This is a genomic window from Alkalihalobacillus sp. AL-G (assembly GCF_030643805.1).
GTDB lineage: Bacteria > Bacillota > Bacilli > Bacillales > Fictibacillaceae > Pseudalkalibacillus.
Map to the genome: position 1 here is coordinate 2,831,588 of NZ_CP094656.1, position 23,096 is coordinate 2,854,683.

Below are 23,096 nucleotides of genomic sequence, written 5' to 3' on the forward strand. Positions count from 1 at the left end.
TCCATTATGAGAGGTATTCTTCATATACTTTCTCGTCTATCTCCAGGTTATGATAAACTTCTTGCACATCATCATTTTCTTCAAGTAAGTCAATCAGCGCTAACATTCGCAGTGCTTCTTCTTTTTTGAGCTGGGTCATTGTTTGGGCTATTCTCGTAATTTCTGCATTTGAGAACGAGAATCCCTTATCAAGAAGGATTTCTTTTACATTAGAAAATTGATCTAGTTCTGTGTAAATTTCAAAAGTTTCTTCATGTGGTTCCAATTCTTCGGCACCAGCATCGATGATCTCGAGCATCAGTTCATCCTCATCCATTTTGACCATATCCTTTTCAATTACAAGTAACCCTTTGCGGTCGAACATAAACGATACACAGCCCGATTCCCCAAGATTTCCTCCATGCTTTGAAAAGGCATGACGAATCTCAGCCGCCGATCGATTCTTATTATCTGTAACGACCTCAACCATCACTGCAACTCCACCAGGACCATAGCCTTCATAAAGAATTTCCTCGTAACTAACCCCTTCCAACGTCCCCGTTGCTTTTTTTATTGCACGATCAATGTTTTCATTTGGCATGTTCGCTGCTTTCGCTTTGTCGATCACCAGCCGTAATGAAGGGTTCATTTCAGGATCCCCTCCACCCTCTTTCGCAGCTATAAATAATTCTTTGGCAAGTCTCATAAAAACCTTACCTCTTTTTGCATCTTGTGCATTTTTCCTACGTTGTATATTTTTCCATTTAGAATGCCCAGCCATGTATACAATCCCCCTTGTTAACACTTTTTCCAACAATATAGCATAAATTTGCACCACTTTAAAAATGATTATATTTACAGATAAAAAAAGACCCCTCAATTAACAAATGCGTTAAGAGGGGTACTTACCTTAAGTTTATATTATCTGAGTTAACGGTTGTTTTCGAAAGGACGTTGTGCTGCATCACCTAGGTCATTCATTATCCCAGTAAAATCTGAGCGGACTTCATCAAAACCGTTTCCATTTCTAAGGTCATCGTCAACGTTACGGATACGGGTAAACATTTCTTCGTCAGTTGTTACTCGTACGTTCTTGTTCGTTATTTCTTGAACTTCTTTTCGAACCTGTTCTTTCACATTACGGTCATTCTGGTCACTTGTGTCTATCCCGACAATCACCGCATCGTTATTAATTATGACACGGGCATCTTCAACATTATCCATTTTGTTAACTTTCCTGGATATCCGTTGTGCAAGATCCCCTTCGTAGCCATCTGCATAATTAATTTGTGCCCCGTTTCCATCGTTTCCACCGTTTCGACCCACTAAATTGTTACCACCGTCGTCACGATCAGCGATCTGAGTTAAAGGTCCTTCTCCACGATCCCCATTGTTCATGTTTTCGTTGGAGTAATACCCGATCGGACGAGTATCATTAGCATCACGTGTATCCAATGCCTCATTATCATCCGCGTTACATGCTGTAAGTGCACCTGTTAAGAAAAGGGCTGATGCAACAACCATTAATTTTTTCATTTAAAAACCTCCTTTCACCCTTTATGATGGCAATCGGAGGTTTAAATTAATCGGATTTCAAATGGGAATAATATCCTTTATTCTTTTTTCGGTGCTCCCTTTTTCTTTTTGCGAGGCTGCATTTCAATATCGATATCCCAGTATGGATCCCTGCTAGGAGTTTGACCGAATTGTCCTAAGCCTTGTTGAAATTGCCCTTGACCCATCTGCGGCATTTGGCCCATGCCTTGTTGCAGTTGGTCTTGACCAAACTGTGGAATTTGCCCCATTCCTTGCTGGAATTGGCCCTGACCCATTTGAGGGAATCCACCTATGCCTTGTTGCGGTTGGCCCTGACCCATTTGAGGGAATCCACCTATGCCTTGTTGCGGTTGGCCCTGACCCATTTGAGGGAATCCTCCCATGCCTTGCTGGAATTGGTCTTGACCCATCTGAGGGAATCCTCCCATGCCTTGCTGGAACTGATCTTGACCCATCTGTGGGAATCCTCCCATGCCTTGCTGGAACTGATCTTGACCCATCTGTGGGAATCCTCCCATGCCTTGCTGGAACTGGTCTTGACCCATCTGTGGGAATCCTCCCATGCCTTGCTGAAACTGGTCTTGACCCATCTGTGGGAATCCTCCCATGCCTTGCTGGAACTGATCTTGACCCATCTGTGGGAATCCTCCCATGCCTTGCTGGAACTGGTCTTGACCCATCATCGGAAATTGATCCATGCCTTGTTGCATTTGATCGTAATCTATTCCCTCGACTTCGTCCTCATACATTGGATAGGAATCGTTCTCCATTCCATAATACATCTGCCCCATTTGTTGACCATAAGCATCATTCATCATTGAGCCTGGATAACCCGCTCCATACTGCCCCATTGGTCCACTACCGTACATGTGTTGGTAACCACCAGGACTCGTTGGATAAGGAGACCCATGCATCGACATTGGATGAGCATGACCCGACCCATACATCATAGGTCCACAAGAGTCCATCATTGGATAATGACCACCCCAAGGTTCACAGCAAGGGTCTGGTGCGCACCCATAGTCAGGAGGGCAATGTACCGGTTCATACGGTACACACTCTTGAATAAGTGCTTTTGCTATTGGTTTAAGTTTTGGAACCGGTTTAGGTAGTTCATATGTTTTTGTTGTTTCCTCTTGCATGATTCCAATTTTAATATTAAATTCTTCCTCCGTCATCGGTGCCACTGGTTGCTTTTGAATCGGTTTTTCTTTTGGTAACGGTTTTTCTTTGACGATTGGTTGTTCTTTAATGATCGGCTGTTCCTTCTTAATCGGCAGTGGCTTTTGAAAGATCGGCTTTTCTTTTTTGATTGGCATTGGCTGTTCTTTAACGAAAGGCTTTTCTTTTATTGGCATATACGGCTTATTTTGTTGATGAGGGTTTCCTTTTACAGGGTTTCCGCTTGTCGGCACCTTAACTTTTGCACCTGGATAGATCGTTTCAGGCACCTTCAATTGTGGATTCGCTTTTATCAATTTTTGAAAATCGATACCGTACTTTTTAGCGATTTTCCAAAGAGTTTCCCCTTTCTGGACTATATGAATTTTCAAATCAAATCTCCTCCCCTACCTAAGTCAGTCATTAAACAGTATATGAATAATTGGGCATCTTGCTACTCGAAGCTTAAAAGCATTGTCCATCACAATCACTTTATGATGCGAAAGCATGTACTATTCGATCATGCATTTATACAACCTCATACATTTTAAAGGAGTTGTGGTATGCTAAGGAAAAGTGATCTATTGGTGGAGGAGGTGTTATGTGATGAAAGAGAAAATTCTTGGGGATGAAAGAAGGGAACTCTTGCTTCGGTGGTTAAAAGAAAGCAATCAACCTCTTACAGGCAGTCAATTGGCTAAGAAAACAAACGTCAGTCGCCAAGTGATCGTACAGGATATCTCGCTGTTAAAGGCACGAAATGAACCCATTATGGCAACAGCTCAAGGTTATCTTTATTTTCAACCAAATAAAAATGAACAGCGCTTTATACGGGTAATTGCATGTCAGCATTCTGGAAGTGAAACGGAGGATGAGCTCAATACGATTGTTGATTTTGGAGTGACCGTAAACGACGTAACGATTGAACATCCCGTATACGGTGATTTAACAGGGTCACTTATGATTAAAAACAGGCACGATGTAGAACAATTTATAAACAATGTACAGGAAACGAAGGCATCCTATTTATTGGAGCTTACGGAGGGTGTTCATTTACATACGATCGAAGCAGATTCAAAATCGCAGTTGGAACAGACATGTGAAGCACTTCAAAAAAAAGGATACTTATTGACGTCACGTTGATAAAGAACAAGAATGGGGTGATTCTAAATGGATCGACCCCCTTTTTATATGTTAGGATAAGTATAATTTTTCAGCTGCTCGACTATGCGAAGCTTTCTTTATGCTCCGGTTCCAATGATATTTACCTTTCGAACATATTCCAAACGATCAAGTTCTTTAATAATCCCATTAATATCTTCACGTGCAGAAGCTATTTCAACCGACATCGTTACATTTGCCCTACCCTGTAAAGGAATCGTTTGATGGATCGTCAAAATATTACATCCTAAAGTAGCTATTACAGTCAACAGCTCCGAGAGAGAGCCGGACCGGTCATCCAGGTGGATTGCTATCGAAATGATCTTTTCTTTTACCATCGTTTGAAACGGAAAAATTCCATCGCGATATTTGTAAAACGCACTCCTACTTAAATCAACAGATTGAACTGCTTGATTAACCGTTTTTACTTTCCCTGTTTCTAGCAGTGTTTTCGCTTCTAGTGTTTTTGTCATTGCTTCCGAAAGAACATCTTCCCTGACGAGATAAAATTGATCCTTTTCTCTTCGATCCATAGCGACCTCCTATCAGAAATTTGCAACTTAATGTACACACTTTAAAGTATGTGTTCAAAAAGGAGGATAAAAAGAGCCGAGAATTCTGAAGTTCAACTAAGTACGTTTGAACTGACTCACATCCTGTGCAGCCACCGGACTTTTTGAACAACCTCTTTTAGAAAAGGATTAACCCCTATGAGTTAATCCTATTCAATAAATTCAAATTCGTATTCAAGTATACGGACTGAGTCCCCATCTTCTGCACCTTTTTCACGAAGGGCATTGTCGATTCCCATCGTACGCATCTGTCGGGAAAAACGACGAACAGATTCATCCCGTGAAAAATCTGTCATTTTAAAGAGGCGCTCAATTTTCCCACCTGATACTACAAATGTTCCATCATCTTCACGCGTGATAATAAAAGGCTGTTCTTCAACCTGATGCTTGTACAAGACTCGTTCATCTTCATCCTCCTCAGGTTCGGTCAATGGGAACTCAGGTGTTGTTTCTAATTGATCTGCAATGGAAAACAGTAAATCACGTACACCTTCCTTCGTTATTGCCGAAATAGGGAAGATCATATGGTCTTCCTCAAGCTGTTCTTTAAAAAGCTTAAGCTGTTCCTCTGCCTCTGGAATGTCCATTTTATTTGCAACGATGAGCTGCGGACGTTCTGTTAGACGCAAGTTATAGTGCTGGAGCTCCTCGTTGATCTTCAAATAATCATCATACGGATTTCGACCTTCCACCCCAGACATATCAATCACATGGACAATAACCCTCGTGCGCTCAATATGGCGTAAAAATTGATGTCCAAGACCAACACCTTCATGAGCTCCTTCAATCAGTCCTGGCAGGTCTGCCATGACAAAACTCCGGTTATCTTCCGTCTCAACGACACCAAGGTTTGGGCTTAATGTTGTAAAATGATATTCTGCAATTTTAGGTCTCGCTGCTGAGACAACAGAGAGAAGCGTGGACTTTCCAACACTCGGAAACCCAACAAGTCCAACATCCGCAAGTAGCTTCAATTCTAATGTAACTTCAATTTCATCTCCTGGCTCACCGTTCTCCGCAATTTCCGGGGCAGGATTAGCCGGTGTAGCAAATCGGGTATTTCCCCGACCTCCCCGACCCCCTTTCGCGATGATGGCACGCTGACGATGCTCAACCAGATCGGCGATCAGTTCACCTGAAGCTGTGTTTGTTATTACAGTTCCAGGAGGGACTTTAACAATTAGGTCCTCTGAATTCCGACCATGCATCTTTTTAGACATGCCATGTTCACCGCGTTTAGCTTTATAGTGGCGGTTGTACCGAAAGTCCATTAACGTTCGTAACCCTTCTTCAACTTCAAAAATGACGTCTCCGCCTTTTCCACCGTCACCACCTGCTGGTCCTCCGTCAGGGACGTACTTCTCTTTTCTAAACGCAACCATTCCGTTGCCGCCATCCCCTGATTTTACAAATACTTTTACCTGATCTACGAACATGGTGTTTTCACCTCATCTTTATTCTAACCGAAGGATATATAAAAGTTCATTTTCCTTGTAGTAGCTTTCTGCGATTGAAATGGAATTATGTACGGGGATGAGTGATCTGTTGAAGGAATCGATTGAATCGATATTATCCAGTTTTCCTTCAAAATCAAAACTGATCCGAACATCCTCATCAGAAATCTGAATGGTTACAAGTAAATGCGATTCTCCCTCCAGCAGTATCCTTTCTTTAACCTGCGTTAAAAAATGAGATGTCCACTCATATAATGGTTCGTCATAGGACGTTAAAACTTTCTCTTCTCCGATCACTTCAAAATCCACTCGATATATATTTTGCTGCCAATTATATGTCATTAACAATTCCGCCATCAACGGCATTTTCATGTTGGATATTTTTGCTTCGTTTTTAGCTTGATGTACAACTTCGTCAACAATTTCCTTTGCACGATCGGTTCGATCTAAGGATAAATTCCCTTTGATCAGTTGGAGTTGGTTCAACCAATCATGTCGAGCATGTCGAAGGAGATCAATTGTATCCCATTTATACTTCATATAATAGCACTCCCAAAATCATAATTGACAAATCGCTATTTTCACTTGGAAAAGCGTAAGCCCTTAGTTTGCCACAAAGGTCACTTGAATGCCACCGATGGGGCTCAAAACCAACCCAAAAACAGATCGGTTCTGCCGGCGGGTAAACAACCACTGAAAAAAATCACTGTGATGCCGCGCACAGGGAGACTGAAGTGACCTTAGGAGACTGGGTGCTAGAGCTTGACTATACATCTGGGCAAGAAAAAAGGGCTGACTCTAAGCCAAAGTGTCAAACACTTGTGAGTCAGCCCCTTTTTTACTTACGCTTCTTTCGCAATTGGATAAACACTTACTTGCTTACGGTTACGACCAAGACGTTCAAAACGAACAACGCCGTCAACCTTTGCAAAAAGTGTGTCATCTCCACCACGGCCAACGTTTTTACCAGGGTAGATTTTTGTTCCGCGTTGACGGAAAAGAATCGAACCACCGGAAACTGTTTGACCATCAGCTCGTTTGGCTCCAAGACGCTTGGAAATGGAGTCACGGCCGTTTTTTGTACTACCAACACCCTTTTTGGATGCAAAGTACTGTAGGTTAAGCTTAAGCATGCGATGCACCTCCTTAAACCTCAATCATTTGAATGTATTCATGATAATCACGTTCGATTGTTTGTAACGATACAACCATACCCTCTAGCAAAAGTTGAATGCTCTTATTCGTATTCTCTTCCACTTCAGAGGGAGCTATGACTTTTAGATAACCGCCGTTATTTCGCAGCTCAACATCAGGTTCGATGTTACATAGAGCTTCAATCGCATTAACCGTTCCAAAAGATACAGCAGAGACTGCAGCACATACTAAATCATGACCATAAGGACCTGATTCAGCATGACCGGTAATGGTAAACGACGTAATTTTCCGTTGCTTTCGTTCAATGCTAACAGTAATCATCACTGATTATCCGTTAATTTTGTCGATTACAACTTTTGTGTAAGGTTGACGGTGTCCTTGCTTACGACGATAGTTTTTCTTAGGCTTGAACTTGTAGACTACGATTTTCTTGTTGCGGCCTTGCTTTTCAACTTTAGCCGTAACAGTAGCGCCATCAACAAGTGGGCTTCCTACTTTAACATCGTCTCCGCCTACCATCAATACACGGTCGAATGTAACAGTTTCACCTGCTTCAGCATTGACTTTCTCAATGTAAAGCTCTTGTCCTTCTTCAACGCGGTATTGCTTTCCACCAGCTTCAATAATTGCGTACATCATGTTGCACCTCCTATTTACTCAGACTCGCCATCACAGGTGCGGACTACAAGAGTAGATTCAGTTCGATCATGTCAAAAAAAGTGACAGTATCGACCTAATTTCTAACCCGAATGTTAGCCTGCTTTATGATAACCTGATCTGCGCGGTTGGAGCGTGAAGGCTCCAAAACTAACGAAAAAATCATACCATATTTATTAAGGTGTTGTCAATCTTGTTCTAGTTTTCTCTATGGGAAATTCGGTCCTCGATATCAGAGGTGGAACCGATATGCTTAATCATATAGTGATTGGTTTGTAAGTCTCTGTCTTCAGTGACATACACTTGCGCAGGGGTAAACCTTGAAAGCTCGTCCAGTCTTGACTCCCCATTTTCTCTAAGGAAGTTATTAATCGACTTCGAAACGACTACCCATACTCCTTCTTCATCCATATTGCGGAGTTCGTACAAGTCCCGCTCCAATGAATAATAAGCTGATTCGATCGACCTCGTCCGCCCATTACCATTACAGCAAGAACATGGACCTGTTAAAGTAGCCGGAAGACTCTCCTGCATCTTCTTTCTTGTAACCTCCATCAGACCTAGTGTCGTATAACCGTGTGCTCTTGCTAAAACAGGATCTTTGCTTAGTTCATCCTGCAAACACTGAAACACTTCATCTTGGTCAGATTGATTTTTCATACGGATAAAATCGATAAGGATCATCCCGCTTATGTTTCGTAATCTTATTTGGTGGGATGCTTCTTTTGCAGCAAGAAGATTGGTTTCTAGAACTGTTGTTTCTCGATCATGCCTTCCAGTGAACTTTCCTGTATTAACATCTACAACCGTCATAGCTTCCGTCGAATCAATGACAAGATGCCCCCCATTTTTCAGCCAAACGTAAGGTTCGTTTCCCTTATCAAGGACTGCGTCAATTTGATAGTAGGAGAAGATGTTTTCTGTTATTGGATGCAGGTGTACATTATTCTGTAGGTGTGGGAAGTCAACTTTACATTTCTGATAAGCCTCAAAATCATCTAGGACAATTTCCACTTCGCCATTCGAAATATACTGCATGGCTCGTTCAAGTACAGTATTTCCCCCTTGTAAAAGAGAAGGCTTTTTCGAAATGTTTGCTCGACTCTGAAGGGTGTTCCACTGTTCCCGAAGTTTCATCAATTCCAAAGTAAGGTCTTCAATTGAAGCATGCTCACTTGATGTCCGCATGATCAGGCCCTCTTTTTCGTTCACTAAAGACGACCCAACCTCACGTAATTGAACCCGTTTCTTTTCAGGCAGTTTTTTCGATACCGCAATATAATTTCCGTGTGGTAAAAAGACAACATTTTTACCGCGTAGGGTAATGTTTTTCGTTAATAATGGCCCTTTTGTTTGAGAGGCTTCCTTTTTTACCTGTACGATTATGGATTGTCCTTCGGTAATAAGCTGTGAAATAGGCGGTGTTGGATCATCATTGTCTTTATTCTCAAAAAACAGGTCCTTAGCGTGGACAAACCCGTTTTGAACCGTCCCGATATTAATGAAGGCAGCCTGTATGCCAGATAAAACTTTCGCTGCTTTCCCTAAGTAGATACTGCCTACTCTTGCTTCTGAATCTGGACGGTCAATAAGTATATCTTTGACACGGCCATCCTCCAGAATTGCAGCTCTTTTTTCAGATGTCGCTATGTTCAATATTATTTGCTTCAACTTGTTTCCTCACTTTTCCGATCAATCGATTTCTTCTTATTCTATCGAAAAAGGTCGTGAATTGCACACGAAACAGCACTATTTTTAAAATAGGCAGATAGGAGTTCCTTTTCTTTACACATGTAAGGTGGAGAGGCTTTAACGAGAATATCATGCTCATACCCTTTATAGAAATGGTTCAGTACATGGTCTACTCGAAGATCAGGCGATACCGAAATAACACGTTTTTTTGTAAAAGATGCCGGTAAATGAAATCGCTCTAACAAAAAGCGAAGATAAACGTAGGATTGATGCTTCCATTCTATGTAGTGCGCATAAAGAAGAAAAAGCAAGATGACGACAAGGTTCAAGTTAAAGGAGTACAGAGTAAGCGAAACGATGAAAAACAAGATTAGAAATGTAGCCGAAACTAGAATTGTCCACCTCTTCGCCTTTCGAAATGGTAAATAGACCGTTGAAAGAAGAAATAACAATTTACCACCGTCCAGCGGCCATATTGGCAATAGGTTGAATAATAAAATCATCCAATTTATTGAGACGAGCATTTCTAATAAATGAGGATCGCCAATTCCGAAGTTTAATCCAGCTTTTGCGACGGCAAGCATCCATACATGTTGGAAGGGTCCAGCTAAAATAACTAATAATTCTTCGTGGTAAGGTCGATTTCCATACTCGTCCATTTCGGCAACCCCGCCGAACGGAAGTAATTCAATTTTTACAAGTCTCCATTTTAGCACTGCAGCCGTGATTGCGTGTCCGAGTTCATGAATTAATATGACACTGAATAGAATGATCAGTTCACGGAAGTGTCCAGTCACTATTCCTAATCCGCCTAGCCCCCAAAGAAGCGGATTGATTTTGATGATTGAAAGCACATTCAGCATGGTGATCATTCAATGGACAATACCTTTAAAGGATCAATAAAACTTCCATCGTTCTTTATTGCAAAATAGAACAATCCCGATTCCGAACCTTCCTCAGAGCTTACCTTTCCGAGTACCGTCCCGCTTTCTATGTAATTGTATAATTTGATGTCTCCATTAATTTCATCTAATTTTCCGTACCAAGTATCACTTCCATCAAAATGTTGTACGACAACGGTTTTTCCGATTTGGTCCTTTTCACCGACATAAATGACAAAACCTTCCTTTATAGAGGAGACTTCTGTATTGGTTCCCGTTTCAAGAAGAATCCCTTTCCCGTTATCTTTAAATGACTGTAATACCTTCGTATTTGCAGGTAAGGCGTATTTTTGAACATTGTCCTCTCCATCTGCCTTAGAACCCTTTTCATTATCGCTTGGGAAAAAAGCTAGCGGTTTCCCAAACGTTTCCTCGTACCATCCACTCACTTTGGCAAACTTAAATTCCTCTTGAAACGCACTGATCACTTGTTCTTTAATCGGTAGTAGGTTGGGAGAAGGATTTTTGAATACAATTCCGATTATAAGAAAGATACATACAGAAGCCATTAAACGAAAAAGCAGACCTTCTGATGAAAAAAGTGGATGTCCGCTCTGTAGCTTGTCAGAATCGTCCGCATATATTCTTTGTGTTTTGTTAGTCGCACTCTGATCGTGTTTTTCCAGCATGCCCTGATAACGCCTTCTTAGCTCATCCGCTCTATTTTTCATTAAAAACCCTTCCTCTGCTCTTAGTTTGTACATCATATGACTTGTCCCCAGCTATTATGACTCCAAGAGCATTAGTAAAGGTTATTCATGTGTAAAGTTGATTTTTTAAAATAAAGGCTCTGTTAAAGTCTGGTGTTGATATTTATAGAAATAATAGGACTTCCAATTATATGGAAGTCCTATACTGAATATTGTCTATTAAACTAACGCCCCCTGTAGCTTAAGTACAATATTTTACAATCTTTCTTTTGTATTAGAAATTAACTTATTTTCAACTCTTGCCCCTATTGTACAGGAAGCTGATTATCCTTCAAATGGCAAAGGTTGAGTTCCATCTACATCCGTAAAGCCATATTTTCTCGCTAGTTTAGCCACCATTATTGCGTCGCCAGAAAACTTTGATACCGTGGAGTCTGTTGCCAATGCCACAACTGCACGACCTACATACGCTGTTGTTTCCGTTGTTCCATCCTCTGGTCCAAAACCTGAATCTATAACTCTTTCTGTCCTCATCCAACCTGGGCAAACAGCAACGGTTGAAACGTTGAAGTCCTTTAATTCTTTTGCCATTCCTAGTGTCATTCGATTGATAGCATTCATAGCTAAATCATAATATAAATTACCTGAAATCTTGTCCTTGATAAAAAATGTGATATTCACAATTAGCCCTTTATGGTGTTGCTTCATCAGAGGTACAGCGTATCGAGTAGTCAGCAAATAAGCTTGCGGTCCAGCAACCATCATAGCATCCCAATGCTCGAGTGGCCGTTCCCAAAAATGTCGTCCATCTCCTGATGGTAGAGAACTTTCGGAGCCACCAAATACACTATTGACTAAAATATCAATCCGACCATGTTCCCTTTCAATTTGCTCAAACAGGTTTCTCACGTCATTGTCGCTTGTATGGTCACATCGTATGGCGAGGCCCTTACCTCCTCGTGAAGTGACACCATCGGCAGTTTCCTCAATGGTTTCTGATCGATTATCGGTTGCAGCTCCCTTTACACTCCGACCTGTCACATACACCGTCGCACCTGCACTGCCTAGTTCGAAGGCAATCCCTCTACCCGCTCCACGGGAAGCACCTGTAACAACAGCAATCTTCCCTTGTAATGGTTTCATATTTTCCTAACTCCCTTACCTATCTCAATTTTAAATACAGAAAAATATTTATCACAAACACATTCTCGTTTAAAAGTTTATGCCTAATAGCTTTGTCTAATTGCTCTTTTGTAAATCAACCCATTCCTAACCTCTGGGAAAAGATCAACTTGTCACGGTGTCTCACGACCAATACATATACCTGCTCGTTTCTTATGCCTCGTTTCTTTGCGGAACCGCCTCTTTTACGGGATTTTCCATCCTTAATCTTCCTTTGTCCTTTTTCAGAGTAGAGGAAATAGGTCTCGGCCATTTCAACGATACCTTGGAAGTTTGATAGTTCCATTTGCTTTAATGCCGTTAGGAGCTTTGTGCCTCCAATAGAACAAGGTCACGTGCAGTAACTTCGTCTATTAATTCTGCTGATTTACGGAGAAAATAACCCTCTGTCATACATTCGATAAATTTAATCCAACGGTTGAGATGACGAGTTCGATATAATGCCGTATTCGTGTTGCTCTCACGGTCATCACCAACTTATTTGATGAATTCATTGCAGAACATTTGTTCCATTTATGCAAAATATCAACAATGAACTTTAACAGAGCCAAAATAAAAAGAGCTGACCCGTCAGAGTCAACTCCTCATCCCAAAGAAACTTTTCATTTTTTTCATTAAGCCCTTGTCTTGTTGTAAAGACATTAACGGAACAGATTCGCCTAAAATTCGTCTAGCGATATTCCGGTAAGCGATCGATGCTTTCGTGTCCGGGCTTAATGCGATTGGTTCACCACGATTTGAAGCTTTAATTACATTTTCATCATCGATTACTACTCCAATCAGTTCGATTGAAAGAATCGAAACAATCTCGTCTACATCAAGCGAGTCACCGTTTTCCATCATATGTGTTTTAACACGATTGACAATCAACCTCGGCGGTTCTATATCCTCTTGCTCTAGTAACCCGATTATTCGGTCTGCATCCCGAACAGAAGAAGTTTCAGGATTGGTAACGACGATGGACTTGTCCGCTCCAGCAACAGCATTTTTATACCCTTGTTCAATACCTGCAGGACAATCGATGATCACATAGTCGTAATCCTGTTTAAGCTCTTGTACGATTTTTTTCATTTGATCTGGTTGTATATCATGCTTATCTTTCGTCTGAGCTGCCGGAAGAAGATAAAGACACTCGAATCGTTTATCCTTGATCAACGCTTGATGTAACTTGCAGCGCCCATGAGCAACATCCACTAAATCATAGATGATTCGGTTTTCAAGTCCCATGACGACATCAAGATTCCGTAATCCGATATCGGTGTCGATCAAGCAGACTTTCTTTCCGAGAAGTGCAAGCGATGTTCCTATGTTTGCTGAAGTTGTAGTTTTTCCTACTCCACCTTTTCCGGATGTAATAACGATTGCTTCACCCACAAAACATTCCCCTTTCCCTACAGTCGGTTTAAACCGGGTCTAATCTGATGCAATATATTTATGCGATCAAACTTGATCGACCTGCTTTCTTCATCAAGGAAGGCACATTCTCCTACTGTTTCGAGAGATCGGTTTCCTTCCTCAGCCTGAACATATTCATCCGCAATTCGGATCATGTTGGCATCCATTACTGCAGCTGTTACGATCGCATCCTTCTTACCATCGAAACCCGCATGTGCCGTTCCTTTTAATGCGCCCATGACAAATATATTTCCTGTTGCTATCACGCATCCCCCAGGATTGACATCACCGACCAATAACAAATCTCCCTGTACTTTAAGAATTTGTCCGGATCGAACCATTCGGCTTACGGAAGTAACTTCGGTTTCTCTCCTCAGTTCCTCTGCCTTATCTTTTGTAATTACGTCACTATCGATTTCATCTACGAGCAAATGTTTCTGTTGATAAACAATTTTTCGTAAAAGATCTTTTTGTTCTTCTGACAAATATCGTTTACCGACTTTAACGTTGACAGATAATTTCGGCATGTCGGACGTATCATCAGCGGGCGTTCGGATTAGCTTGGCTTCCAGTTCCGATAACAATTGGTCAAATGAACAGTCGTCATCGAGATGAAGAATCAAGCCTTCCTTCGTCCCTTTTATTGTAACGTAATGTGGTTTTCCTTGTTTCTGTTTCTGCGCCATTGCCCTGTTCACCTCAACATACACAAATTCGACAATGCCTTTCTGTATTCCTTTTTTCACAGCTATTTTTCTTGGAGATTCATGGCTAGGTCGAGTAACCATTTTCGAAGCGGATAATAGACTAACACAACAAACACACCATTAAGTAAAAGTGTTGGTAAGTAACGTTGATAAACAAATGTATCCCACATCACTTCGGCCACACCTATTAAGGTATAAAGTCCATATACCGTGATTTCGAATGCCGATATACCAACCAACAGTATAAATAATGTGACAAAAATATTTCCGTGAAAGTAACGAGCAATGAATGCAGTAAGGTATGCAGTCAGCCCCATTGAAAACATATAGACACCGATCAAATCTGTATAGATCAAATCGTACAACAATCCAAAAGCGATACCATAAAGAACGCCCCGCATAGGGGAAAGATACATTGCTATAAAGCCAATCATGATCATTACGAGACGTGGAACCAATATTGTATCATTGTCCATATGCTGCGGCGTAAACACTTGCATCACTGTACTCTCAAAGATAAAAAGCAAATATGTAATGAAAGGAAGAAGAAATCGAATCATGACGCTCCTTCCCCCTCAATCAGATCTTCCTCGTACTCTACTAATACTTCCTGTATCGTTCGTTCAACGACCATTAAGTGATGAATATCATATAAATCAGCTGATGGTTTAATATAAGCCGTCTGGGTAGGTTCAACCTTATCAGGTTCAAAACCAACGATCTTACCGATTTCCAAGCCTTTCGGAAAAACACCACCATAACCCGAGGTCGTAACCGTTTGACCTTCCTTCAATGGTTTATCGATCGGAATCATTTTCATAAGTAGAACTTTTCTTTTTTCATCATATCCCTGGATCAATCCGTGGACAGGATCTTTCTCTCCTTGAACAATTGCAGAGATACGATTCGATGGATCATGACTGCTGATCAATTCGATGGACGAATGGAAAGCTGAAACTTCATCGACTTTTCCTATTAATCCTTCTGCAGATATAACAGCCATATCCGGTTTGATTCCAGCTTGAGATCCTTTATTGATTTTGACAGACTGATACCACATCGGGTCAGGAGCCCGTCCAACAACAGTCGTTTGCCACACCTTGAAGTCCGTCAAGGCTTCTTCTTTCTCTAACGTTTTTCTTAACGTTTCATTTTCTCTTTTCAAGTCTTTTACCCTGCTGGCAAGCAGATCGTAATCGTTTAATTGTAGCTTTAATATTTTATTTTGTTCATACAAGTCTTTCATTTCGATGATATTCTCAAAGAAACCCGCGACAAAGTGTGCGGGTTTATAAAAAACAGATTGTGTCCAGCCTACTGTATCATGTAGGAATTGTTCAGGCCACGTAATGTTTTCTCTTTCTTTCATCGAAAAACCGATTAGGGCTACAAGAATGATCATACTTGCAAGTAGGATGATCAGCCGTTTATTTGAAAAAAATTGCGGCACGTTTCACACCTCTTACATTTTTGATTTCGAGCGGCCGCCAAATCCTGGTTTGCTTCTGAATTGATGATAATTTTCAATGGCACGACCTGTACCGATCGCAACGCAATCTAATGCATTTTCCGCTACGATGACTGGCATTTTTGTTTCTTCACTAATAATTCGATCAAGATTTCGAAGGAGTGCGCCTCCTCCAGTCAACACGATTCCACGGTCCATAATATCTGCTGCAAGCTCTGGCGGTGTTTTTTCAAGTGCAAGCTTCACAGCATCCATGATTGTATCAACGGTGTCCTTCAGAGCACCGGCAACTTCTTCACCCGTAATGGTGATCGTTTTCGGAAGCCCTGTTAAAAGGTCACGTCCACGGATGTCCATTTCCTCCATACCATCAGATATATCTGCAGAACCGATATCCAGCTTGATAGATTCAGCGGTGCGTTCACCGATAATGATATTATAGGTCTTCTTAATGTATTGGATGATGTCATCGTCCATTTCATCACCTGCGACACGGATCGATTGCTTTTCAACAATTCCGCCAAGAGAAATGATCGCTACCTCTGTTGTACCTCCACCGATATCAACAACCATACTGCCTGTCGGCTCCCATACAGGAAGGTCGGCTCCGATTGCTGCTGCAAGAGGCTCTTCAATCGTCTCAACCTCACGTGCACCAGCTTGCTTTGTCGCTTCTTTCACAGCGCGTTCTTCAACTGCTGTAATTCCAGAAGGAACACAAACCATAACAAAAGGTTTACGTGAAAACACTGAACGATTCTTTTGTGCTTGTTGAATATAATATTTCATCATGGTTGCAGTCGTATCGTAATCCGCAATCACTCCATCCTTCATTGGACGTCGTGCCACGATATTTCCCGGTGTACGGCCGATCATGTTCTTCGCCGCATTACCAACCGCTTCAATAGTTGCACTTTGCGTATTGATCGCAACGACAGATGGTTCTCGAACAACAACACCTTTACCTTTCACATATACGAGCGTGTTCGCTGTTCCTAAATCAATTCCCATATCTCTTGAAAATCCACCAAACATTTATGTAAATCTCCCTTCATTACTAGCAAAACTCATAACTTTGATTATACTCCAATCCTAAAGGATTGAACAGTCTAAACGTAGCCTTTTTCTTTAAGACTAATGAATTTTTGATCTCCGATTATAATGTGATCAAGAAGATCAATCCCGATTATTTTACCGCATTCAGTCAGACGCTGTGTAACGTCGATATCTTCACGGCTCGGGTTCGGATCCCCACTTGGGTGATTGTGAAAACATATGATCGATGCGGCAGATCGGCGCATCGCTTCTTTAAATACTTCCCTCGGGTGAACGATGGACGCGTTTAAACTACCGATAAATACGGTCTTTTTGTGCAGCACTTGATTTTTAGTATTCAAGTAAATACATACAAAATGCTCTTGTGATAGAAAGCGCATTTCGTCCATGACATATTTCGCACCGTCTTCAGGGGAGCGGATCACATATCGTTCTTCTAATTGTAGTCGGTTCACTCGTTTTCCGAGTTCTAGCGAGGCCAGGATTTCAACTGCTTTCGCATTACCAATTCCCTTCACCGATGTCAGTTCATCGATGGTTGCGTCTTTTAAAAGGTTCAATCCTTCAAATTGTCGGATCATTCGATGGGATAATTGCAGGACCGATTCTTCTTTTGTTCCTGAGCGCAACAGGATGGCCAGTAACTCCTGATTGGATAATGCGGTCGCACCTTCTTTTAGCATACGCTCTCTTGGCCTTTCGTTCAATGGAAAATCACGGATGGTCAGGGGTTTCATTCCCAAATAGGCATCCTCCTTCGGATCAATTCCGTGACTGACTGAGATCTTGAGTAATGCCGAAAGCTTTCAGCTCACGGACCGTTCTTGCTATAGGTAGACCTACAACACTGTAATAGTCTCCAGAAATGGCTCTTACAAGAGTTGCGCCAATCCCTTGTATCCCATAGCTGCCTGCTTTATCCATACTTTCACCTGCACGGACATACATTTCGATTTCGTCTTTTGTCAATTTCCAAAACGTAACATCAGTCGCTTCATGAAAGACTACAACCTTACTCTCACTTACGATTGATACACCGGTATATACGGTATGCTGTTTTCCAGATAACATCGAAATCATCTCAACTGCATCTTGTTCATTTTTTGGTTTCCCCAAAATACGTCCATTAAACGCAACTATAGTATCAGCACCTAGAACGATCGCATTATGATTGCCTAAATGTACACTTTGTGCTTTTCTTAATGCGAGCTCCTCTACAACCTGAGCTGGACTTTTTTCACCTGTAATGTTTTCATGAACAGAACTTTTTTGGACGGTAAATGGAAGGTTAACAATTTCGAGTAATTCTTTACGTCGAGGTGAGCCTGAGGCTAATATGAGGTGGTTCATACAATCATCCTTTACGTATAGATAGAGGTAATGATTGTCATATCTTGCAATAATGAAGGGATTATATCCAGAATAGCAAAACCCTTCCTATTAGACAATCTATTTTATTTAGTCCATACCCTCCTTATTTATAGTTCGTAAAAGAAACCGGATTTATGACTATTGTTGTCAATTTATAATTTACTAAACATTATTTGAAAACGGATGACCCATTTGTGGTTCGGGTCATCCGTCTTAACCTTCAAGGTCTAATATAAACGTCTGATAGGCTACGAATATCTCAAGTAATCCTTGTTGAAAATCCCACTTTGATTCCGATTTTTCTGGTAGAGTCGCCAAAGTATTAACGAACCCGACTGCTTTTTCCTGGTTTTCAGCCGGAAGTGTTTTGATCGCTCGGAGTGCTTCTTTCTTCCAATCATTGATTTTTGTTTCATATTCTTTCATGCTCGTTGGATTTATGCTAATCAATCCTTCAAATAATTGCTTGCCGTCCATAACCCAGCTTAGATTACTTCCTTTTGGTACAGGAACATCGCTTGCCTCAATTGTCCAGCCTTTTGGAACATAGGCATCCGGAACTACTGATTCATAATCTGCTGCAAGTTCATTTGCTGCATCAAAAGTTGGGGCAATTCCGATAAACACTCGATTTTCTTCTGCAGAACGGACGGCGGCATATCCGCTATCCAGAACCATGCGGATCCTCTCACCAGCATTTTCCTCAGTTGAAAATTTTCCTCCTTGTACAATAAAAGTATCCATCGATAAATCAATTGTCGTCGTAGAGGTTGCACTTTTTCCATCATCAGTTGTCGCATCTCGTTCAGGTGAAAAGATGTCGGAAGTGGCAGCAGTCGGCGTTTGAGATTCGAAATCCTTACCTGTAAAAATCATTAATACAATTATTCCTATTATACTGCCTACGATAATGGCACCAGCAATTGGTACCAGCAATTTTTTTGGAATTTGAAACTGATTGTTATTTGATCGATTCGACTTTTGCAACGGGAGTCTTCTCTTCTTGCGATGAATCGGCAACCCGGGTGTTCTTTCAGGAAAATAAGAGGAATTATATCGATTCTCCACCTTATCATAATGTTGTTCAGAGAAATGGATTACGTTGGAGGACCTGTTGTCTTCTGGGAATACCCAATCAAAAGGTGCATCCTTCGAATTTTTGTCGAGTGCTGCAGCAATTTCCGCATCCTTTCTTATTTCCGTAACAAGCTTGTCCTTGCCGTTCACTTTGATCGTTATCCGTTTATTTTCCTCTTGCAATCCACATCAACCCCTTCCATACACTCTTTACATTCCTATGATAAATTGCTAGAAAATAGAACAGTTAATAGAGTAGTAGAGTGAATATAACATGAACTGAATAAAAAAGAACAAGACAAATGTCGTCTTGATCTCAAAAGGTTTCGTTAAAATTTGACACGCTTAATTACTCGCCTTTTCTTTGCTCACTTTCTGGAAAAAGGTTGTGATTTCTACCTGGTACTCGTATGGATTTTCTAAGTTCTTTTCTCGTCCGGGTAAGTTTAACTCTTCGATGACATAGACCCTTTCACTGTTTTCAATCGAATTAATAAAGCTACGAATTGAGGAGTAATCAGGTGATCTGACGACCAATGAAAATGTCAAGGGCTGTAACACGTCCAACGATTTTCCTATTCCGCTATCGCCCTGTTGTAAATGTACTTCACCTTCATTTTTAACCGTAATTTTCTGTACTGCGCTCTTTGAATTCTTTTCCGCTGTATTAAGGTCCCGTATCATTTGATCAGTGGAAGGACCTACTGGAACCGTATGATGATTTTCCCTGATTTCTAAACTGTCATCCTTTTCTTGAGAATTATCTTTTGCAACCTCTAAAAAGGCAGCGTTCACTTTGATTTCAGATTCCAATGCATGGATCCGTTGCTTAGAGGGATAGAGAACATAAAAGCACCCTGCAGCTAACAGTAATACTACAATAGATGATAGAAGTATAAGGAGCCTTTTTTGTGATGAGAAGTGTTCCATTATTTCAATCCGCCTCCATCAAAAAACATACCGCGATCAAACGTAATTGAAAGATCCGCAAAGTAATGAGTTTGATTCGATGTTTCTTGGTCCGCCTTAAGCTGTTCATCATTTCGTATCAGCTTGACGAGGATTACCTTTTCGATACCTGTAGCATTTAATAACTGGCTCTGGTACTTTGCAACATCACTCATTTGTTCAAACTGTCCTAATACTTTGACCGCACCATCGTTTTTGTATGAGATATTCAATGTCATTGCCCTTTCGGGAAGCTGTTGCATTACTTGATCAACAACCTCTGACGTTATTACTCTATTTGAGATGACCTCATTAATTTCCTTCCGGATGCTTTCCTCTTGTTGAGCAGGACTTGTTCCATTCAACTCGTTTTCGACTTTGAGCCTTAGTTTTTTGAGAGATTCAGCTTCTTCTTCGAGTCTGGAAATTTCCATCATAGCAAAATATTCTGTCGTAACTATCCCAATTGAACCTACTAAAAAAACAACGAGTAAAAGGATGTACAGCTTGCGATTCGTATTGATAGACTTCTTTTTTCGGGGGAGTAAATTAATTTCCACTTCCATATCCGTTCACTCCCCCTTCAATCCTAGACCAATAGCCGTATAAAATTTATACGGTACCTGCATACCACGGTCCAATTTAATTTCTTCCTGTGTAATGTCGACGATTGGAATAGCAAAGTCCGATTTGATTTTTTGTATAAATATATCTAATTCAGGGTGATCTCCTGTAATAATCAAAGCATTGATACTATTCGATCCTTCTGATAGTGAGAATTGGTAAAAGCTCATGATCCTTTCAATTTCAGTGCTCATATCATTCCAGGCTTGAGCAGAATCATAGGCATTTGATTCACGTTCGATTGCCAAAGTGTTATCAGATCCCGTCAGCGAATAAGTTGACTCATCAAATCGAATGTACCTTGTGAAAACAGGAGTATGCTGATAAAAAGCCGTCGCATTGATCCCTTCCAAGTCAATGTTCAATGATAAATAATGCTGATTGTTGTCTACTTTATCAAGTCTGTGAAATAGTCGGTAGTTCGCAAGAGCGGATATTTCGGCATCGATCGGTTTTAATGTTGCGTCCTCCAAAGCTTTGACATATTCAGCCATCACTGCTTCTGGTACCGCAAACAATAGATAATCGGTGTTTTCTCCCTTCCGTTGAAGCTTGTGAACATCAATGACAGGTTCATCAAACGGAATATGTATAGAGATACCGAGTTCAACATTTATGTAATCCATCAGCTCTTCCTCAGGTATAATCGATGGTATCGAAACCTGTCGGACGACGGATATTGAATCAGGTATGACAAACCGAACCCTCCGCCCCTTCAATCTCCACTCTTTTACACACCTTAAAAGTAATTGCGAAAGTGCCTTCACTTCGATAACCTTTCCCTCAACAATCATACCGGCAGGAAGTTTTTTCTCTCCAAGCTTTTGAATAATTAATGGGGACTTGCTTTTTAGAGATATGTAACGGACGTTTTGATCTTGTATTACGAGAAAGACTGTAGATTTGTTTCGAAACCATCCCATGATGCATACTCCTTTTTATACAGAAAACTAAACACATTCTACTCATACATAATAAAAAGTGTTGTAAATTTTAAAGTCTGAAATACCACTCTAATATCGGTTCTCCCCAGAACAATACAATAAGTGCTGCTGATACGATAAAAGGACCGAACGGAATGTGCTGCCTGCGTTTGACCTTTTTTAAGAGAAAAAGGCATAACCCAATAATCGATCCGATTAAGGAAGCAAGGAATAGAATGAGCAAAACACCCTTCCATCCAACCATTAAACCAATTACAGCAAAAAGTTTTATATCTCCGCCCCCCATGCCGCCTTTACTTATTACAGCAATGAGCAGCAGCAAACCAAATCCCAATGCTGCACCGGCCCATGCACCAAACCAGGGTTCTGCCGGCTGCCATAATCGGTAAAGTACAAAAATAGGAGCAAAGAATAATAAGATTATATCGGGTATGATCATATAAAATAGATCGGATACAAAAACAATCAATAAAAGCGAAATAAACAACAAACTGCCAATTAAAGCAGGTGCCCATCCGAACACGATATACGCGTATGCATATGAAATTCCGGTTACGAGTTCGATCGTCGGATAGATGATAGTTAGCTTCTGAGAACAGTAACGACATTTTCCTAGAGTTATGAAATAAGATAGTACCGGGATCAAATCAACCGGTTTTAATGGAGTTTGACAAAAGGTGCAATGAGATCCCGGACGGACAATTGACTGCTTCTTCGGAATTCTCAACCCAACCACATTGAAAAACGAACCCATGATCAATCCGAAAATGAAAAATAAAATAGCCATAGGTACCTCGTAACATAATTAGTAATGAACCCTCTCAGAAGGAGAGGGTTCATTTTGGTTAATTTACCTTACTTGTATCTAAATCACCTTGCGCCACAGGACTACCGTTGTCATTTGCAACATAGGCAGTTGTACCATCCGTTAACAATACAGAATAAATCACTTGATTTCCGTCCTTTGAGATGACAACCTTACTTTCATCCTTATGATAACTGTTGGAATCATCACCAGGCACTTTCGGAATTGAGCTTAGGAATCCTGCGGTAACTAGCTCGTTAAGAGTAATGTCTGCATCGGATGTACCCCCATCCGATGTTACCTTCAACCTTGCTGCTTCAATGATTTGTTCTGCATTTGCAAGGTGGGCTTCTTTTTTAGAATTCTCCATGATATTACCTATCGCTGGAACTGCAATTGCAGCAATTATACCAAGGATGACAATCGTGGCAAGCAATTCAACGAGTGTAAACCCTCTTTCTGATTTTACCAATCGTTGTACGCATGGTGTGCTTGTTTCATTCATGATTAACATTTCCTCCTTCATAAGTTTTTTACTAT

Annotated in this window: 27 protein-coding genes, 1 pseudogene and 1 other annotated feature; of the genes and pseudogenes, 1 reads left to right on the top strand and 27 read right to left on the bottom strand. The window is 40.9% G+C overall.

Features of this window, described 5'->3' with window-relative positions; all coding sequences use genetic code 11:
- Positions 1–4 precede the first annotated feature (4 nt).
- From MOJ78_RS14525 to safA, 3 genes are all read right to left on the bottom strand, one after another.
- Positions 5–760, bottom strand: a complete 756-nt coding sequence (locus MOJ78_RS14525) for a YebC/PmpR family DNA-binding transcriptional regulator (protein ID WP_304978054.1) — start codon at positions 758–760, stop codon at positions 5–7.
- A gap of 149 nt (positions 761–909) precedes the next feature.
- Positions 910–1,515, bottom strand: a complete 606-nt coding sequence (locus MOJ78_RS14530; protein WP_304978055.1) for a YhcN/YlaJ family sporulation lipoprotein — start codon at positions 1,513–1,515, stop codon at positions 910–912.
- Positions 1,516–1,592: 77 nt separating this feature from the next.
- Positions 1,593–3,089, bottom strand: coding sequence for a SafA/ExsA family spore coat assembly protein (safA, locus tag MOJ78_RS14535; RefSeq protein WP_304978056.1), 1,497 nt, complete (start codon positions 3,087–3,089; stop codon positions 1,593–1,595).
- 214 nt (positions 3,090–3,303) lie between these two features.
- Here safA and MOJ78_RS14540 point away from each other — a divergent pair, with 214 nt between their 5' ends.
- The gene (locus tag MOJ78_RS14540; protein WP_304978057.1) at positions 3,304–3,840 is read left to right on the top strand and encodes a transcription repressor NadR; all 537 of its coding nucleotides are present in this window, start codon (positions 3,304–3,306) and stop codon (positions 3,838–3,840) included.
- 98 nt (positions 3,841–3,938) lie between these two features.
- Here MOJ78_RS14540 and MOJ78_RS14545 read toward each other — a convergent pair whose 3' ends face one another.
- The 24 genes and pseudogenes from MOJ78_RS14545 to MOJ78_RS14660 form a co-directional block, all read right to left on the bottom strand.
- Complete coding sequence (locus MOJ78_RS14545) at positions 3,939–4,391, bottom strand: ACT domain-containing protein (RefSeq protein WP_304978058.1); 453 nt, start codon at positions 4,389–4,391, stop codon at positions 3,939–3,941.
- Positions 4,392–4,579: 188 nt separating this feature from the next.
- On the bottom strand, positions 4,580–5,866 hold the full coding sequence (obgE, locus tag MOJ78_RS14550; protein ID WP_304978059.1) for a GTPase ObgE: 1,287 nt from the start codon (positions 5,864–5,866) through the stop codon (positions 4,580–4,582).
- A gap of 18 nt (positions 5,867–5,884) precedes the next feature.
- Entirely contained in the window at positions 5,885–6,424 is a 540-nt protein-coding gene (locus MOJ78_RS14555; protein ID WP_304978060.1) for a Spo0B C-terminal domain-containing protein, read from the bottom strand.
- Between the two features lie 302 nt (positions 6,425–6,726).
- A complete protein-coding gene (gene rpmA / locus MOJ78_RS14560; protein WP_304978061.1) occupies positions 6,727–7,017 on the bottom strand; it encodes a 50S ribosomal protein L27 in 291 nt (96 codons plus the stop codon).
- A gap of 13 nt (positions 7,018–7,030) precedes the next feature.
- A complete protein-coding gene (locus MOJ78_RS14565) occupies positions 7,031–7,360 on the bottom strand; it encodes a ribosomal-processing cysteine protease Prp (RefSeq protein ID WP_304978062.1) in 330 nt (109 codons plus the stop codon).
- A 6-nt stretch (positions 7,361–7,366) separates the two neighbouring features.
- Positions 7,367–7,675, bottom strand: a complete 309-nt coding sequence (gene rplU, locus MOJ78_RS14570) for a 50S ribosomal protein L21 (protein ID WP_304981270.1) — start codon at positions 7,673–7,675, stop codon at positions 7,367–7,369.
- A 13-nt stretch (positions 7,676–7,688) separates the two neighbouring features.
- Positions 7,689–7,836 (bottom strand) — a sequence feature (ribosomal protein L21 leader region).
- 58 nt (positions 7,837–7,894) lie between these two features.
- On the bottom strand, positions 7,895–9,367 hold the full coding sequence (locus tag MOJ78_RS14575; RefSeq protein WP_304978063.1) for an Rne/Rng family ribonuclease: 1,473 nt from the start codon (positions 9,365–9,367) through the stop codon (positions 7,895–7,897).
- 41 nt (positions 9,368–9,408) lie between these two features.
- Complete coding sequence (locus MOJ78_RS14580; RefSeq protein WP_304978064.1) at positions 9,409–10,260, bottom strand: M50 family metallopeptidase; 852 nt, start codon at positions 10,258–10,260, stop codon at positions 9,409–9,411.
- Positions 10,257–11,036: a M23 family metallopeptidase gene (locus MOJ78_RS14585; protein WP_304978065.1), complete on the bottom strand. Its 780-nt coding sequence runs from the start codon at positions 11,034–11,036 to the stop codon at positions 10,257–10,259. The genes MOJ78_RS14580 and MOJ78_RS14585 overlap by 4 nt, the downstream gene beginning before the upstream one ends.
- Positions 11,037–11,303: 267 nt before the next feature.
- A complete protein-coding gene (locus tag MOJ78_RS14590) occupies positions 11,304–12,122 on the bottom strand; it encodes an SDR family NAD(P)-dependent oxidoreductase (RefSeq protein ID WP_304978066.1) in 819 nt (272 codons plus the stop codon).
- 118 nt (positions 12,123–12,240) lie between these two features.
- A pseudogene (locus tag MOJ78_RS14595) lies at positions 12,241–12,614 on the bottom strand (IS1595 family transposase); the annotation flags it as partial.
- Between the two features lie 123 nt (positions 12,615–12,737).
- A complete protein-coding gene (gene minD / locus MOJ78_RS14600; RefSeq protein ID WP_304978067.1) occupies positions 12,738–13,535 on the bottom strand; it encodes a septum site-determining protein MinD in 798 nt (265 codons plus the stop codon).
- A 17-nt stretch (positions 13,536–13,552) separates the two neighbouring features.
- Complete coding sequence (minC, locus tag MOJ78_RS14605; RefSeq protein WP_304978068.1) at positions 13,553–14,242, bottom strand: septum site-determining protein MinC; 690 nt, start codon at positions 14,240–14,242, stop codon at positions 13,553–13,555.
- Positions 14,243–14,304: 62 nt separating this feature from the next.
- On the bottom strand, positions 14,305–14,823 hold the full coding sequence (gene mreD / locus MOJ78_RS14610) for a rod shape-determining protein MreD (RefSeq protein WP_304978069.1): 519 nt from the start codon (positions 14,821–14,823) through the stop codon (positions 14,305–14,307).
- Entirely contained in the window at positions 14,820–15,713 is an 894-nt protein-coding gene (gene mreC, locus MOJ78_RS14615) for a rod shape-determining protein MreC (RefSeq protein ID WP_304978070.1), read from the bottom strand. Before mreC ends, mreD begins: the two co-directional genes overlap by 4 nt.
- Positions 15,714–15,725: 12 nt before the next feature.
- Positions 15,726–16,766: a rod shape-determining protein gene (locus MOJ78_RS14620; protein WP_304978071.1), complete on the bottom strand. Its 1,041-nt coding sequence runs from the start codon at positions 16,764–16,766 to the stop codon at positions 15,726–15,728.
- Between the two features lie 74 nt (positions 16,767–16,840).
- Positions 16,841–17,524, bottom strand: coding sequence for a RadC family protein (gene radC, locus MOJ78_RS14625; protein WP_304981271.1), 684 nt, complete (start codon positions 17,522–17,524; stop codon positions 16,841–16,843).
- A gap of 25 nt (positions 17,525–17,549) precedes the next feature.
- The gene (locus MOJ78_RS14630) at positions 17,550–18,137 is read right to left on the bottom strand and encodes a Maf family protein (RefSeq protein ID WP_304978072.1); all 588 of its coding nucleotides are present in this window, start codon (positions 18,135–18,137) and stop codon (positions 17,550–17,552) included.
- Between the two features lie 234 nt (positions 18,138–18,371).
- Positions 18,372–19,418: an SPOR domain-containing protein gene (locus MOJ78_RS14635; RefSeq protein WP_304978073.1), complete on the bottom strand. Its 1,047-nt coding sequence runs from the start codon at positions 19,416–19,418 to the stop codon at positions 18,372–18,374.
- Positions 19,419–19,580: 162 nt separating this feature from the next.
- Positions 19,581–20,165: a hypothetical protein gene (locus MOJ78_RS14640; protein ID WP_304978074.1), complete on the bottom strand. Its 585-nt coding sequence runs from the start codon at positions 20,163–20,165 to the stop codon at positions 19,581–19,583.
- Entirely contained in the window at positions 20,165–20,749 is a 585-nt protein-coding gene (locus MOJ78_RS14645; protein WP_304978075.1) for a hypothetical protein, read from the bottom strand. Before MOJ78_RS14645 ends, MOJ78_RS14640 begins: the two co-directional genes overlap by 1 nt.
- Positions 20,750–20,755: 6 nt before the next feature.
- Entirely contained in the window at positions 20,756–21,730 is a 975-nt protein-coding gene (gene pilM, locus MOJ78_RS14650) for a type IV pilus biogenesis protein PilM (protein ID WP_304978076.1), read from the bottom strand.
- A 70-nt stretch (positions 21,731–21,800) separates the two neighbouring features.
- Complete coding sequence (locus MOJ78_RS14655; protein WP_304978077.1) at positions 21,801–22,538, bottom strand: prepilin peptidase; 738 nt, start codon at positions 22,536–22,538, stop codon at positions 21,801–21,803.
- A 58-nt stretch (positions 22,539–22,596) separates the two neighbouring features.
- Positions 22,597–23,061, bottom strand: a complete 465-nt coding sequence (locus MOJ78_RS14660) for a type II secretion system protein (RefSeq protein WP_304978078.1) — start codon at positions 23,059–23,061, stop codon at positions 22,597–22,599.
- Positions 23,062–23,096 lie beyond the last annotated feature (35 nt).

What these genes read in the sequence shown, in the direction of transcription:
- MOJ78_RS14525 (WP_304978054.1), bottom strand. Translation starts at nt 760, where the DNA reads ATGGCTGGGCATTCTAAATGGAAAAATATACAACGTAGGAAAAATGCA.
- MOJ78_RS14530 (WP_304978055.1), bottom strand. Translation starts at nt 1,515, where the DNA reads ATGAAAAAATTAATGGTTGTTGCATCAGCCCTTTTCTTAACAGGTGCA.
- MOJ78_RS14540 (WP_304978057.1), top strand. Translation starts at nt 3,304, where the DNA reads ATGAAAGAGAAAATTCTTGGGGATGAAAGAAGGGAACTCTTGCTTCGG.
- MOJ78_RS14545 (WP_304978058.1), bottom strand. Translation starts at nt 4,391, where the DNA reads ATGGATCGAAGAGAAAAGGATCAATTTTATCTCGTCAGGGAAGATGTT.
- obgE (WP_304978059.1), bottom strand. Translation starts at nt 5,866, where the DNA reads ATGTTCGTAGATCAGGTAAAAGTATTTGTAAAATCAGGGGATGGCGGC.
- MOJ78_RS14555 (WP_304978060.1), bottom strand. Translation starts at nt 6,424, where the DNA reads ATGAAGTATAAATGGGATACAATTGATCTCCTTCGACATGCTCGACAT.
- rpmA (WP_304978061.1), bottom strand. Translation starts at nt 7,017, where the DNA reads ATGCTTAAGCTTAACCTACAGTACTTTGCATCCAAAAAGGGTGTTGGT.
- MOJ78_RS14565 (WP_304978062.1), bottom strand. Translation starts at nt 7,360, where the DNA reads ATGATTACTGTTAGCATTGAACGAAAGCAACGGAAAATTACGTCGTTT.
- rplU (WP_304981270.1), bottom strand. Translation starts at nt 7,675, where the DNA reads ATGTACGCAATTATTGAAGCTGGTGGAAAGCAATACCGCGTTGAAGAA.
- MOJ78_RS14580 (WP_304978064.1), bottom strand. Translation starts at nt 10,260, where the DNA reads ATGATCACCATGCTGAATGTGCTTTCAATCATCAAAATCAATCCGCTT.
- MOJ78_RS14585 (WP_304978065.1), bottom strand. Translation starts at nt 11,036, where the DNA reads ATGATGTACAAACTAAGAGCAGAGGAAGGGTTTTTAATGAAAAATAGA.
- MOJ78_RS14590 (WP_304978066.1), bottom strand. Translation starts at nt 12,122, where the DNA reads ATGAAACCATTACAAGGGAAGATTGCTGTTGTTACAGGTGCTTCCCGT.
- minC (WP_304978068.1), bottom strand. Translation starts at nt 14,242, where the DNA reads ATGGCGCAGAAACAGAAACAAGGAAAACCACATTACGTTACAATAAAA.
- mreD (WP_304978069.1), bottom strand. Translation starts at nt 14,823, where the DNA reads ATGATTCGATTTCTTCTTCCTTTCATTACATATTTGCTTTTTATCTTT.
- MOJ78_RS14620 (WP_304978071.1), bottom strand. Translation starts at nt 16,766, where the DNA reads ATGTTTGGTGGATTTTCAAGAGATATGGGAATTGATTTAGGAACAGCG.
- radC (WP_304981271.1), bottom strand. Translation starts at nt 17,524, where the DNA reads ATGAAACCCCTGACCATCCGTGATTTTCCATTGAACGAAAGGCCAAGA.
- MOJ78_RS14630 (WP_304978072.1), bottom strand. Translation starts at nt 18,137, where the DNA reads ATGAACCACCTCATATTAGCCTCAGGCTCACCTCGACGTAAAGAATTA.
- MOJ78_RS14640 (WP_304978074.1), bottom strand. Translation starts at nt 20,165, where the DNA reads ATGGAACACTTCTCATCACAAAAAAGGCTCCTTATACTTCTATCATCT.
- MOJ78_RS14645 (WP_304978075.1), bottom strand. Translation starts at nt 20,749, where the DNA reads ATGGAAGTGGAAATTAATTTACTCCCCCGAAAAAAGAAGTCTATCAAT.
- pilM (WP_304978076.1), bottom strand. Translation starts at nt 21,730, where the DNA reads ATGGGATGGTTTCGAAACAAATCTACAGTCTTTCTCGTAATACAAGAT.
- MOJ78_RS14655 (WP_304978077.1), bottom strand. Translation starts at nt 22,538, where the DNA reads ATGGCTATTTTATTTTTCATTTTCGGATTGATCATGGGTTCGTTTTTC.
- MOJ78_RS14660 (WP_304978078.1), bottom strand. Translation starts at nt 23,061, where the DNA reads ATGAATGAAACAAGCACACCATGCGTACAACGATTGGTAAAATCAGAA.